The following is a 14,091-nucleotide window of genomic DNA, read 5'->3' as shown; positions in this document are numbered from 1 at the left end:
GAAGGCGATATGCTTGTCACTGTGAACTGTCAGCATTATCAGGTAGTAGAAGCTTGAACCGGAACTTGATGGTGGAGCCAAGCGGGATCGAACCGCTGACCTCCTGCGTGCAAGGCAGGCGCTCTCCCAGCTGAGCTATGGCCCCAAAAGTCGGCAAACCGTGTCGACAAAAGCACGAAGCTTTTGGTGGGTCTGGGCAGATTTGAACTGCCGACCTCACCCTTATCAGGGGTGCGCTCTAACCAACTGAGCTACAGACCCGACACTACTACTCGATAAACTAACTTGATCAGGTAATTCGTTGTGAGCACTTGCCGCGAGCAGTAGACAGTGTCGATAAGGAGGTGATCCAGCCCCAGGTTCCCCTAGGGCTACCTTGTTACGACTTCACCCCAGTCATGAACCACACCGTGGTGATCGCCCTCCCGAAGGTTAGGCTAACCACTTCTGGTGCAGTCCACTCCCATGGTGTGACGGGCGGTGTGTACAAGGCCCGGGAACGTATTCACCGTGGCATTCTGATCCACGATTACTAGCGATTCCGACTTCATGGAGTCGAGTTGCAGACTCCAATCCGGACTGAGGCAAGCTTTATGGGATTGGCTCCACGTCGCCGTATTGCAACCCTTTGTACTTGCCATTGTAGCACGTGTGTAGCCCTACCCGTAAGGGCCATGATGACTTGACGTCGTCCCCACCTTCCTCCGGTTTGTCACCGGCAGTCTCCTTAGAGTTCCCGACATTACTCGCTGGCAAATAAGGATAGGGGTTGCGCTCGTTACGGGACTTAACCCAACATTTCACAACACGAGCTGACGACAGCCATGCAGCACCTGTCTCAGAGTTCCCGAAGGCACCAATCCATCTCTGGAAAGTCCTCTGGATGTCAAGGGTAGGTAAGGTTCTTCGCGTTGCATCGAATTAAACCACATGCTCCACCGCTTGTGCGGGCCCCCGTCAATTCATTTGAGTTTTAACCTTGCGGCCGTACTCCCCAGGCGGTCAACTTATTGCGTTAGCTGCGCCACTAAGTCCTCAAGGGACCCAACGGCTAGTTGACATCGTTTACGGCGTGGACTACCAGGGTATCTAATCCTGTTTGCTACCCACGCTTTCGCACCTCAGTGTCAGTGTCAGTCCAGAAGGCCGCCTTCGCCACTGGTATTCCTCCCGATCTCTACGCATTTCACCGCTACACCGGGAATTCTACCTTCCTCTCCTGCACTCTAGCCAAGCAGTTCCAGATGCCGTTCCCAGGTTGAGCCCGGGGCTTTCACACCTGGCTGACTTAGCCACCTACGCGCGCTTTACGCCCAGTAATTCCGATTAACGCTTGCACCCTCCGTATTACCGCGGCTGCTGGCACGGAGTTAGCCGGTGCTTCTTCTGCGAGTGATGTCTTTCCTCGGGAGTATTAATCCCGAAGCGTTCTTCCTCGCTGAAAGTGCTTTACAACCCGAAGGCCTTCTTCACACACGCGGCATGGCTGGATCAGGCTTTCGCCCATTGTCCAATATTCCCCACTGCTGCCTCCCGTAGGAGTCTGGGCCGTGTCTCAGTCCCAGTGTGGCTGATCATCCTCTCAGACCAGCTACGGATCGTCGCCTTGGTGAGCCGTTACCTCACCAACAAGCTAATCCGACATGGGCTCATCCGATAGCGCAAGGTCCGAAGATCCCCTGCTTTCTCCCGTAGGACGTATGCGGTATTAGCCTGAGTTTCCCCAGGTTGTCCCCCACTATCGGGCAGATTCCCATGCATTACTCACCCGTCCGCCGCTCGACGCCTTCTAGCAAGCTAGAATCGTTTCCGCTCGACTTGCATGTGTTAAGCCTGCCGCCAGCGTTCAATCTGAGCCATGATCAAACTCTTCAGTTGAAAGCTTGATAGTCTGTTAAGCAGACCAAACTTGGTTCAGAGTCAAACTTCTCGTGAGAGGCTTGCTCCGATATTTGGTGACCTTGTCACCACTCATCGGCAAGCGCTCACACGAATTACCTGATCAAATTTTTAAAGAGCGTCGCTGTTAAGCGAGGAGGCATATTCTATCCGGAACGCTTGAGAAGTCAAGCACTTGATGATGAGTCAATCGACTGCCTCTAAGCATCATCCAGCGGTGAGGAGCGTTGCTCGATCACCTGTTCCGTAAGGAGTGCGGCGTATTCTAGCGAATCGCCCGGGATTGTCAATCGATGATTTGGAAGCGGACTTCAAAAACATCAAATAAAACAATCACCTGCAAACCTCTTTCACCGCTGGTAACGCCATGCGTCCCCGGCAGCGGATGCGTACTTTACGCATTCACCTCTGCAAGTGCAAGCGCTTTCTTCAAAAAGCATCCAGCCATGCAGTGTTCGGCGCTTTCAGCCGTCACGATTCAGGACGACATCATGGTAAAGAAGCGGGCCTGATCGATCGCTCTGATGATTCCCGAGAGTCACACCTGGAAAAAAAGGGGTGTGGATAACCTGACATGAGCCGCTCAATGAAAGTTTTCCACACCCCATTACCGACCTGGAACGAGACAATATCTTTACCCATGCGGTGTGAGCACCACCAGGGCCGTGCGCCCTCCCCACTCGAAGCGTATGAAGACTTGTACGTTCACCTGGCACGTCGAAGATCACCAAGATTCTGGTATCACATTCCAGTGCGCCATTTTTCTGTGCACCACCTCTCCAAGCACCACTTTTTCCGCGCACAAAGAGAACCGCCCCTGCAGCTGGGCTGCAGGGGCGGTTCAGTATAAGTGCCTGACGATGACCTACTCTCACATGGAGAAACTCCACACTACCATCGGCGCTAAGCGGTTTCACTTCCGAGTTCGGCATGGGATCGGGTGGTTCACGCTCGCTATGGTCGTCAGGCGAAACGGTGGCACCTTGCGGTGCCTGAGTCCCGAGGCTTGTGGCCTCGCGACTCGCAATATGAATCATGCTGACCGATATGTCGTCGATCCTGTCGCAATCCCGGCGTTTACCTAAGCAAACCCCTTGGGTGTTATATGGTCAAGCCTCACGGGCAATTAGTACTGGTTAGCTCAACACATTGCTGTGCTTCCACACCCAGCCTATCAACCTTGTAGTCTTCAAGGGCCCTTCAGGAGGCGCAAGGCCTCAGGGAAGTCTCATCTTGAAGGGGGCTTCCCGCTTAGATGCTTTCAGCGGTTATCCCGTCCGAACGTAGCTACCGGGCAATGCCATTGGCATGACAACCCGAACACCAGAGGTTCGTCCACTCCGGTCCTCTCGTACTAGGAGCAGCTCTTCTCAAACTTCCGACGCCCACGGCAGATAGGGACCGAACTGTCTCACGACGTTCTAAACCCAGCTCGCGTACCACTTTAAATGGCGAACAGCCATACCCTTGGGACCGACTTCAGCCCCAGGATGTGATGAGCCGACATCGAGGTGCCAAACACCGCCGTCGATGTGAACTCTTGGGCGGTATCAGCCTGTTATCCCCGGAGTACCTTTTATCCGTTGAGCGATGGCCCTTCCATACAGAACCACCGGATCACTAGAACCTACTTTCGTACCTGCTCGACGTGTCTGTCTCGCAGTCAAGCACCCTTATGCTCTTGCACTCAATGCACGATTTCCAACCGTGCTGAGGGTACCTTCGTGCTCCTCCGTTACTCTTTAGGAGGAGACCGCCCCAGTCAAACTACCCACCATACACTGTCCTCGATCCGGATGACGGACCTGAGTTAGAACGCCAATGATGTCAGGCTGGTATTTCAAGGTTGGCTCCACCGCATCTGGCGACGTGGTTTCAAAGCCTCCCAGCTATCCTACACAGACAACATCAGCATCCAGTGTAAAGCTATAGTAAAGGTTCACGGGGTCTTTCCGTCTAGCCGCGGGTACACAGCATCTTCACTGCGATTTCAATTTCACTGAGTCTCGGGTGGAGACAGCGTGGCCATCATTACGCCATTCGTGCAGGTCGGAACTTACCCGACAAGGAATTTCGCTACCTTAGGACCGTTATAGTTACGGCCGCCGTTTACCGGGGCTTCGATCAAGAGCTTCGGACGAATCCTAACCCCATCAATTAACCTTCCGGCACCGGGCAGGCGTCACACCCTATACGTCCGCTTGCGCGTTTGCAGAGTGCTGTGTTTTTAATAAACAGTTGCAGCCACCTGGTATCTTCGACCGGTAAGAGCTTACGGAGCAAGTCCTTCACTCGAACCGGTGCACCTTCTCCCGAAGTTACGGTGCCATTTTGCCTAGTTCCTTCACCCGAGTTCTCTCAAGCGCCTTGGTATTCTCTACCTGACCACCTGTGTCGGTTTGGGGTACGGTCGCATGTGATCTGAAGCTTAGAGGCTTTTCCTGGAAGCGTGGCATCGATGACTTCCTGACCGTGGTCAGTTCGTCTCGCATCTCGACCTCAGAGGAACCGGATTTGCCTGATTCCTCGGCCTACATGCTTTCACCAGGACAACCAACGCCTGGCTCACCTAGCCTTCTTCGTCCCCCCATCGCAACCACATCCGGTACGGGAATATTAACCCGTTTCCCATCGACTACGCGTTTCCGCCTCGCCTTAGGGGCCGACTCACTCTGCTCCGATTAACGTAGAACAGAAAACCTTGGTCTTCCGGCGGGGGAGTTTTTCACTCCCCTTATCGTTACTCATGTCAGCATTCGCACTCGTGATACCTCCAGCAGACTTCTCAATCCACCTTCATTGGCTTACACGACGCTCCTCTACCGCTCATCCATAAGGATGAACCCGTAGCTTCGGTACCTGATTTAGCCCCGTTATATCTTCCGCGCAGGCCGACTCGACTAGTGAGCTATTACGCTTTCTTTAAAGGATGGCTGCTTCTAAGCCAACCTCCTAGCTGTCTGAGCCTTCCCACATCGTTTCCCACTTAATCAGGATTTTGGGACCTTAGCTGACGGTCTGGGTTGTTTCCCTTTTCACAACGGACGTTAGCACCCGCTGTGTGTCTCCCACGCTGCACTCACTGGTATTCGGAGTTTGCCTCGGGTTGGTAAGTCGGGATGACCCCCTAGCCGAAACAGTGCTCTACCCCCAGCGGTGATACGTGAGGCGCTACCTAAATAGCTTTCGAGGAGAACCAGCTATCTCCGGGCTTGATTAGCCTTTCACTCCGATCCACAGCTCATCCCAGCATTTTTCAACATACTTGGGTTCGGGCCTCCAATTGATGTTACTCAATCTTCACCCTGGCCATGGATAGATCGCCCGGTTTCGGGTCTATACCCTGCGACTGGTCGCCCAGTTAAGACTCGCTTTCGCTACGCCTCCCCTATACGGTTAAGCTCGCCACAGAATATAAGTCGCTGACCCATTATACAAAAGGTACGCGGTCACACCACGAAGGTGCTCCCACTGCTTGTACGCATACGGTTTCAGGATCTATTTCACTCCCCTCGCCGGGGTTCTTTTCGCCTTTCCCTCACGGTACTGGTTCACTATCGGTCAGCCAGGAGTATTTAGCCTTGGAGGATGGTCCCCCCATGTTCAGTCAAGGTTTCTCGTGCCCCGACCTACTCGATTTCACGATACTCAGACTTCGACTACGGGACTATCACCCTGTATCGTCAAGCTTCCCAGCTTGTTCGTCTATCAGTTGTATCGCTTAAGGGCTGGTCCCCGTTCGCTCGCCGCTACTTGGGGAATCTCGGTTGATTTCTTTTCCTCCGGGTACTTAGATGTTTCAGTTCCCCGGGTTTGCCTCTATAGGTTATGTATTGGCCTATAGATACTCACCTGATGGTGAGTGGGTTTCCCCATTCGGAAATCGTTGGGTCGCAGGGTATTTGCCACCTCGCCAACGCTTATCGCAGGCTATCACGTCCTTCATCGCCTCTGGCTGCCAAGGCATCCACCGTATGCGCTTAATCGCTTGACCATATAACCCCAAGGGGTCTGTCAAGGATTACGAATCTGTCGGACCTCTCCGACATATCGTTTTGATGGAGATGTGCTTGGCGCACATTCCATCGTCAGCATGATTCACATTGTTAAAGAGCGGCTGTTCAGAGAACAGTGAGAAGCGCGCTCTATCGAGCACGCTTGCCACTGCCGGCTAAGCCAGCAATAAGATCAGGTAATTCGTTGTGAGCACTTGCCGCGAGCGATAGACAGTGTCGATAAGGAGGTGATCCAGCCCCAGGTTCCCCTAGGGCTACCTTGTTACGACTTCACCCCAGTCATGAACCACACCGTGGTGATCGCCCTCCCGAAGGTTAGGCTAACCACTTCTGGTGCAGTCCACTCCCATGGTGTGACGGGCGGTGTGTACAAGGCCCGGGAACGTATTCACCGTGGCATTCTGATCCACGATTACTAGCGATTCCGACTTCATGGAGTCGAGTTGCAGACTCCAATCCGGACTGAGGCAAGCTTTATGGGATTGGCTCCACGTCGCCGTATTGCAACCCTTTGTACTTGCCATTGTAGCACGTGTGTAGCCCTACCCGTAAGGGCCATGATGACTTGACGTCGTCCCCACCTTCCTCCGGTTTGTCACCGGCAGTCTCCTTAGAGTTCCCGACATTACTCGCTGGCAAATAAGGATAGGGGTTGCGCTCGTTACGGGACTTAACCCAACATTTCACAACACGAGCTGACGACAGCCATGCAGCACCTGTCTCAGAGTTCCCGAAGGCACCAATCCATCTCTGGAAAGTCCTCTGGATGTCAAGGGTAGGTAAGGTTCTTCGCGTTGCATCGAATTAAACCACATGCTCCACCGCTTGTGCGGGCCCCCGTCAATTCATTTGAGTTTTAACCTTGCGGCCGTACTCCCCAGGCGGTCAACTTATTGCGTTAGCTGCGCCACTAAGTCCTCAAGGGACCCAACGGCTAGTTGACATCGTTTACGGCGTGGACTACCAGGGTATCTAATCCTGTTTGCTACCCACGCTTTCGCACCTCAGTGTCAGTGTCAGTCCAGAAGGCCGCCTTCGCCACTGGTATTCCTCCCGATCTCTACGCATTTCACCGCTACACCGGGAATTCTACCTTCCTCTCCTGCACTCTAGCCAAGCAGTTCCAGATGCCGTTCCCAGGTTGAGCCCGGGGCTTTCACACCTGGCTGACTTAGCCACCTACGCGCGCTTTACGCCCAGTAATTCCGATTAACGCTTGCACCCTCCGTATTACCGCGGCTGCTGGCACGGAGTTAGCCGGTGCTTCTTCTGCGAGTGATGTCTTTCCTCGGGAGTATTAATCCCGAAGCGTTCTTCCTCGCTGAAAGTGCTTTACAACCCGAAGGCCTTCTTCACACACGCGGCATGGCTGGATCAGGCTTTCGCCCATTGTCCAATATTCCCCACTGCTGCCTCCCGTAGGAGTCTGGGCCGTGTCTCAGTCCCAGTGTGGCTGATCATCCTCTCAGACCAGCTACGGATCGTCGCCTTGGTGAGCCGTTACCTCACCAACAAGCTAATCCGACATGGGCTCATCCGATAGCGCAAGGTCCGAAGATCCCCTGCTTTCTCCCGTAGGACGTATGCGGTATTAGCCTGAGTTTCCCCAGGTTGTCCCCCACTATCGGGCAGATTCCCATGCATTACTCACCCGTCCGCCGCTCGACGCCTTCTAGCAAGCTAGAATCGTTTCCGCTCGACTTGCATGTGTTAAGCCTGCCGCCAGCGTTCAATCTGAGCCATGATCAAACTCTTCAGTTGAAAGCTTGATAGTCTGTTAAGCAGACCAAACTTGGTTCAGAGTCAAACTTCTCGTGAGAGGCTTGCTCCGATATTTGGTGACCTTGTCACCACTCATCGGCAAGCGCTCACACGAATTACCTGATCAAATTTTTAAAGAGCGTCGCTGTTAAGCGAGGAGGCATATTCTATCCGGAACGCCTGAGAAGTCAAGCACTTGATGATGAGTCAATCGACTGCCTCTAAGCATCATCCAGCGGTGAGGAGCGTTGCTCGATCACCTGTTCCGTAAGGAGTGTGGCGTATTCTAGCGAATCGCCCGGGATTGTCAACTGATGATTTGGAAGCGGACTTCAAAAACATCAAACAAAACAATCACCTGCAAACCTCTTTCACCGCTGGTAACGCCATGCGTCCCCGGCAGCGGATGCGTACTTTACGCACGAACCGGGCTGAGCACAAGGGCTTTTTCCATCGATTGTCATTTCGAGGACATGCGGGCGACACCTATTCTCTCATCACCTCTTCTTGCTCCTTTGGCCTCATCTCGCCGTCGCTTGCTGACACATCTCTTGCCTGGCCAGAAACGCATTCGGCCCCGCCAGAAATGGCGGGGCCGAATATCGATCATCACACCAATGGCAGCTGGCGCTTACTTGTTGCCGCGCAGCTTGCGGCCCAGTGCCATGATCGGGCCACTGGCGACATAGCAACCGAACAGGCCCAGCAGCATCACGGACGGCTCCAGCGAGATGACCACGAAGGCCAGCACGATGGCGAGCAGCGCGACGAAGGGCACCGGCCCCTTGAGGTCGATCTCCTTGAAGCTGTAGTAGCGGATGTTCGACACCATCAGGATACCGGCAGCCGCGACCACGAAGACCATCAGCGACTTGAAGGCGAAGGTCTCGGCGTCGAAGTTGTGCATGGTCCACACACAACCAGCCACGAGTGCCGCCGCTGCCGGACTGGGCAGGCCGATGAACCACTTCTTGTCGGTGGAGCCTATCTGGACATTGAAGCGCGCCAGGCGCAGCGCCGCGCCCGCGACATAGACGAAGGCGGCGATCCAGCCGATCTTGCCGACATCCTGCAGAATCCAGCTGAAGGTGACCAGTGCCGGTGCCACGCCGAAGGACAACATGTCCGCCAGGCTGTCGTACTCCGCACCAAAGGCGCTTTGCGTATTGGTCAGGCGAGCCACACGTCCATCGAGACCATCCAGCACCATCGAGACGAAGATGGCGATGGAGGCATTGGCAAACTCGCCGTTCAGCGCACATACCACAGCGAAGAAGCCAGAGAACAATGCCGACGTGGTGAACAGGTTGGGCAGCAGGTAGATGCCACGCCGACGAACGGGCTTGCCATCCTCGATGGCCTCTTCCACGACTTCGCTGTCGTCGGTGAATTCTTCCACCACCTTGTCCAGCACGGAACTGCTACGGCGGGTCGGTTCTTCGGGGGCATCTTCTGCGCCGGGATGTCGATTTTCGTCAGTCATGGGATTCCTTGCATCATGCCTCGTCGTGGCAGGGTAACCACATTCTACACCTGCCAGTGAGCGCGAATAGTAGTGACACCCTAGCGGCCTCACCGTCGACTGTCACTTCCCTCCCCCATTCGATAGCGCTTATAGAGCAACAACGCAAGCGGGGCGCCCTCCTGATGGAGAGCGCCCCGCTCATTTCACGCCGGATCCAATTGGCAGGATCAGTTGCGTGACTTGTCGACCAGCTGGTTGGCAGTGATCCACGGCATCATGCCGCGCAGCTTCTCACCAGTCTGTTCGATCGGGTGCTCGGCGTTCTGACGACGACGGGCCGTCATGGACGGGTAGTTGGTGTTGCCTTCCTGGATGAACATCTTGGCGTATTCACCGCTCTGGATGCGCTTGAGTGCATTGCGCATGGCGACACGGGACTGCTCGTTGATGACTTCGGTGCCGGTCACGTACTCGCCATACTCCGCATTGTTGGAGATGGAGTAGTTCATATTGGCGATGCCACCTTCGTACATCAGGTCGACGATCAGCTTGAGCTCGTGCAGACACTCGAAGTAGGCCATTTCCGGTGCGTAGCCGGCTTCGGTCAGGGTCTCGAAGCCCATCTTGACCAGCTCGACCGCGCCACCACACAGGACAGCCTGCTCACCGAACAGATCGGTTTCGGTCTCGTCCTTAAAGGTGGTCTCGATGATGCCGGTACGACCGCCGCCGACGCCTGCCGCGTAGGACAGTGCGATGTCCTTGGCCTGGCCAGTCGCATCCTGGTGGATGGCGATCAGGTCCGGGATACCGCCGCCCTTCACGAACTCGGAACGCACGGTGTGACCCGGTGCCTTCGGCGCGATCATGATGACGTCGAGGTCAGCACGCGGCACGACCTGGTTGTAGTGGACGTTGAAGCCGTGAGCGAAGGCCAGTGTCGCGCCCTGCTTCAGGTTCGGTTCCACCTGGTTCTCGTAGATGGCCTTCTGGTTCTCGTCCGGCGCCAGGATCATGACCAGGTCGGCCGCCTTGACCGCTTCCTCGACTTCAGCAACCTTCAGGCCAGCCGCTTCGGCCTTGGCCCAGCTGGAGGAAGAGCGACGCAGGGCTACGGTGACGTCGACGCCGGATTCCTTCAGGTTGTTCGCGTGGGCGTGGCCCTGGGAACCGTAACCGAGGATGACCACTTTCTTGCCCTGGATGAGGGAGAGGTCACAATCCTTGTCGTAATAGAGTTTCATCGTCATTGCTCCTGGCGGCTCACCCCGTCAGTGGGATGGCGTGAGATCTTGAAAGAGTGTCTGTTGTTCTTGCGACCCTTCCCGCGAGGGAAGGGCGTATGTCAGTGTCCAACGCCGACGGCCATCTATCCTGACCGCTCTGCGTCCCTGGGAGGTCGTGCGCCTTGGATCAAGGTCTGCCGTCCTCCTCCTGCGCGGCGATGAGTCCACCTTACCCGCACCTCGACATTGCGTAAAATGCTATATTTGCACCATCATATGCCATATGGCGCAACACAAGGCATTTCCCCCTTCAGCACTCATCGACAGCGGACTCCGGCATGGACAATCGTCAACTCAAGCAATTCCTAACCCTCGCCGAAACGCTGCATTTCGGACGCGCCAGTACTGCCCTGCACCTGAGCGCCTCTGCCCTGTCACGTGCCATTCGCGCCATGGAAGAGGAACTGGGCGTCAGCCTGTTCGAGCGCGACAACCGCAGCGTCGCACTGACACCGGCGGGAGAGCGCTTCCGTCGTCATGCTCGCGAACTCCTGAGTCAATGGGATGACATTCGTCAGTCATTGCTAGAAGACAGCGACGAACTGCGTGGCGAGCTATCCCTGTACTGCTCGGTGACCGCCAGCTACAGCTTCCTGTATGAGATTCTCGCCTCCTTCCGGGCCCGCCATCCGCATGTGGAGCTCAAACTGCATACCGGTGACCCCGCCGTGGCATTGGAGCGCGTGCTGATGGGCCACGAGGACCTGGCGATCGCCGCACGCCCGGACGTGCTGCCCTCGCGCCTGGCCTTCACCGACTTCGCCGAGTCGCCGCTGCGCTTCATTGCCCCGCGTCGTGATGGCCCCGGCCATCAGCTGGAAGGCATCGGCGAGGCGGACGATTCGTCAGCGGGGGACGACCACATCGACTGGGCGCGCGTCCCGATGATCCTCTCCGAGACCGGCTTGGCGCGCGAGCGCTTCGATGCCTGGTGCCATACTCGTGGCATCAAGCCGCGCCTGTATGCCCAGGTTGCCGGCAACGAGGCCATCGTCAGCATGGTCGGATTGGGCTTCGGGATCGGCGTGGTGCCGCAGATCGTGCTCGACAACTCCCCGCTGGCCGATCAGGTGCGCATCCTCGATGTCGATCCGCCGCTGACCCCCTACAAGGTCGGGCTGTGCGTACAGGAGAAACGTCTTCGACATCCACTGGTACGCGCACTCTGGGAACAGCTGCCCGGTACCCCGCGACGGCCAGAGGAGTGATGACGCAGTGACCCTGCGCCACGGAACATTGCGCTATATGGCCTGCCCCACGCCACAACGAAAACGGCGCCCCGAGGGGCGCCGTTCTTGTCTTGCGTTTCCACAATCACCGTCTTACAGGCTCAACACCTTCTCACCGCGGGCGATGCCGGAGACCCCGGTACGTGCCACTTCCAGCACGCCTACCGGCTGCATCGCCGCCAGGAAGGCATCCAGCTTGCCACCGTCACCGGTGATCTGGATGGTGTAGAGGCTCGGCGTGATGTCAACGATCTGGGCACGGAAGATGTCCGCCGTGCGCTTGATCTCGTCACGCTGGGCGCCCAACGCCTTGACCTTGACCAGCATCAGCTCGCGCTCGATGTGGCTGCCCTCGGTGAGATCCACCAGCTTGACCACATCCACCAGCTTGTTGAGGTGCTTGGTGATCTGCTCGATGACGCGATCTTCGCCGACCGTGGTGACGGTCAGACGTGACAGGGTCGCGTCCTCGGTCGGGGCCACGTTGAGGGTCTCGATGTTGAAATTGCGCTGTGAAAACAGGCCGACGACCCGTGACAGCGCGCCCGGTTCGTTTTCCATCAGAATGGAGATGATATGGCGCATCAGGTCCGCTCCGTCTTCGTAAGCAGCATGTCACGCATGGAGCCGAGAGGCACCTGCATCGGATAGACGTGTTCACGCGGGTCGACATAGATGTCGAGGAACACCAGCTCGTCCTTGTTGCGGAAGGCTTCTTCCAGCGCAGGTTCGAGCTCCTCCACCGTGTGCACCTTGATGGCACGGAAGCCATAGGCGCCCGCCAGCTGCACGAAGTCAGGCAGCGACTCCATGTAGGAATGCGAGTGACGGGACTTGTAGTTCAGGTCCTGCCACTGACGCACCATGCCCAGCGACTGGTTGTTGAGGTTGATGATCTTGACCCCGATCCCGTACTGCTTACAGGTCGAGAACTCCTGCATCATCATCTGGAAGCTGCCTTCCCCGGTGAACAGCACCACATCGTCATCCGGGTAGGACATCTTGATGCCCATGGCCGCCGGGAAGCCGAAGCCCATGGTGCCCAGACCACCGGAGGTGATCCAGCGGTTGGGGCGCTGGAACTTGTAGTACTGGGCGGCGAACATCTGGTGCTGACCGACATCGGTGGCGACGAAGGCTTCGCCACGCGTCGCGCGGTGCACGGCTTCCACCACCTGCTGCGGCTTGAGCGGCTCGCCCGGGGCGGACGGCTCATACAGCTTGCCTTCACGCTCGGCACGCCAGCCATCGATCTGGGTCCACCAGGCCTCCAGTGCATCGGGGTTGGCCAGCTCACGACCCTGCACGAGGCTGATCATCTCGTTGATCACGGCATCGGCCGGACCGACGATCGGTACATCGGCGCGCACGGTCTTGGAGACTGAACTCGGGTCGATGTCGACGTGGATGATCTTGGCCGTCGGGCAGAACTTCGAGGTGTTGTTGGTCACGCGGTCATCGAAGCGCGCGCCGATGCAGATGATCAGATCGGTGTGGTGCATGGCATTGTTCGACTCATAGGAGCCGTGCATGCCGGGCCAGCCCAGACACTGGCGATCGCCCTGCGGATAGGCACCGATGCCCATCAACGAGGTGGTGATCGGGAAGTTCAGACGGCGCACCAGGTCGGTCAGCGCTTCGCTGGCACGACCGGAGACCACGCCACCGCCGGTGAAGAACAGCGGGCGGCGGGCCTTGAGCATCAGCTCGACGGCCTTCTTGATCTGGCCGCTGTGGCCACGGGTGACCGGGCTGTAGGAGCGCATGCGTACCTTCTTGGGGTAGCTGTACTCATAGCGTTCGGTCGGGGCGGTCATGTCCTTCGGGATATCGATGACGACCGGCCCCGGGCGACCACTGGAGGCCAGATAGAAGGCCTTCTTGATGACTTCGGGAATCTCGCTCGGATGCTTGATCGAGAAGCTGTGCTTCACGATCGGGCGAGTCACACCGACGATGTCGGTTTCCTGGAAGGCGTCTTCACCGATCAGGTGGCTGGCGACCTGGCCACACAGCACGACCATGGGAATCGAGTCCATGTAGGCCGTGGCGATACCGGTCACGGCATTGGTCGCGCCGGGGCCTGAGGTGACCAGCACGACTCCGGGCTTGCCGGAAGCGCGTGCGTAGCCATCGGCTGCGTGGGTAGCAGCCTGTTCGTGGCGGACCAGAATGTGCTGGACCTTGTCCTGACGGAACAGGGCGTCATAGATGTGCAGCGCCGCTCCACCGGGATAGCCGTATATATACTCCACGCCCTCGTCATGCAGCGCGCGGGCGATCATGTCAGCGCCGGAAAGCAATTCCACTTGGTTGTTCTCCCCTGGAGGTCTCGAGTGCGTCCGGCAGCAATACGCAAGCCGGATCGAGTGCGACCTGAATGTCGCTACCGCAACAGTTGCGGCACCTGATGCCAAACCCTGGCGTCTGCGGCC

At 57.0% G+C, this 14,091-nt stretch carries 5 protein-coding genes, 2 tRNA genes and 4 rRNA genes; 1 reads left to right on the top strand and 10 read right to left on the bottom strand.

Going from position 1 to position 14,091, the window contains the following annotated elements; all coding sequences use genetic code 11:
- Positions 1-69: 69 nt before the first annotated feature.
- From BFX80_RS01075 to ilvC, 8 genes are all read right to left on the bottom strand, one after another.
- Positions 70-145, bottom strand: a tRNA-Ala gene (locus BFX80_RS01075).
- Positions 146-184: 39 nt separating this feature from the next.
- Positions 185-261 (bottom strand) — tRNA-Ile (locus BFX80_RS01070).
- Positions 262-337: 76 nt separating this feature from the next.
- Positions 338-1,878, bottom strand: a 16S ribosomal RNA gene (locus tag BFX80_RS01065).
- An 873-nt stretch (positions 1,879-2,751) separates the two neighbouring features.
- Positions 2,752-2,867: ribosomal RNA gene (gene rrf, locus BFX80_RS01060) — 5S ribosomal RNA — on the bottom strand.
- Positions 2,868-3,004: 137 nt separating this feature from the next.
- Positions 3,005-5,893: ribosomal RNA gene (locus BFX80_RS01055) — 23S ribosomal RNA — on the bottom strand.
- A gap of 242 nt (positions 5,894-6,135) precedes the next feature.
- Positions 6,136-7,676 (bottom strand): 16S ribosomal RNA (locus tag BFX80_RS01050).
- The 16S, 23S and 5S rRNA genes sit together here with 2 tRNA genes alongside, the layout of an rRNA operon.
- A 631-nt stretch (positions 7,677-8,307) precedes the next feature.
- Positions 8,308-9,159 carry a CDP-diacylglycerol--serine O-phosphatidyltransferase gene (gene pssA, locus BFX80_RS01045; RefSeq protein ID WP_077373497.1) on the bottom strand — a complete coding sequence of 284 codons (852 nt, stop codon included), beginning with the start codon at positions 9,157-9,159 and terminating at the stop codon, positions 8,308-8,310.
- A 209-nt stretch (positions 9,160-9,368) separates the two neighbouring features.
- Positions 9,369-10,385, bottom strand: a complete 1,017-nt coding sequence (ilvC, locus tag BFX80_RS01040) for a ketol-acid reductoisomerase (RefSeq protein WP_043337232.1) — start codon at positions 10,383-10,385, stop codon at positions 9,369-9,371.
- A gap of 320 nt (positions 10,386-10,705) precedes the next feature.
- Between ilvC and ilvY the strand changes: the two genes are divergently transcribed.
- Positions 10,706-11,635, top strand: a complete 930-nt coding sequence (gene ilvY / locus BFX80_RS01035) for an HTH-type transcriptional activator IlvY (RefSeq protein ID WP_084207772.1) — start codon at positions 10,706-10,708, stop codon at positions 11,633-11,635.
- Between the two features lie 114 nt (positions 11,636-11,749).
- Here ilvY and ilvN read toward each other — a convergent pair whose 3' ends face one another.
- Positions 11,750-12,241, bottom strand: coding sequence for an acetolactate synthase small subunit (gene ilvN, locus BFX80_RS01030; protein WP_043337227.1), 492 nt, complete (start codon positions 12,239-12,241; stop codon positions 11,750-11,752).
- Positions 12,241-13,965 (bottom strand): acetolactate synthase 3 large subunit, encoded by a 1,725-nt coding sequence (locus tag BFX80_RS01025; RefSeq protein WP_084207771.1) that lies wholly within the window; start codon positions 13,963-13,965, stop codon positions 12,241-12,243. The genes ilvN and BFX80_RS01025 overlap by 1 nt, the downstream gene beginning before the upstream one ends.
- Between the last annotated feature and the right edge of the window lie 126 nt (positions 13,966-14,091).

The organism is Cobetia marina, assembly GCF_001720485.1.
Classification (GTDB): domain Bacteria; phylum Pseudomonadota; class Gammaproteobacteria; order Pseudomonadales; family Halomonadaceae; genus Cobetia; species Cobetia marina.
The sequence above is the reverse complement of the archived record's forward strand: the minus strand, read 5'-3'. Positions and strand labels throughout refer to the sequence as shown.

Bases quoted from the DNA above. Each gene is read 5' to 3' on its own strand.
- ilvC (WP_043337232.1), bottom strand. From the start codon at position 10,385: ATGAAACTCTATTACGACAAGGATTGTGACCTCTCCCTCATCCAGGGC.
- pssA (WP_077373497.1), bottom strand. From the start codon at position 9,159: ATGACTGACGAAAATCGACATCCCGGCGCAGAAGATGCCCCCGAAGAA.
- ilvN (WP_043337227.1), bottom strand. From the start codon at position 12,241: ATGCGCCATATCATCTCCATTCTGATGGAAAACGAACCGGGCGCGCTG.
- ilvY (WP_084207772.1), top strand. From the start codon at position 10,706: ATGGACAATCGTCAACTCAAGCAATTCCTAACCCTCGCCGAAACGCTG.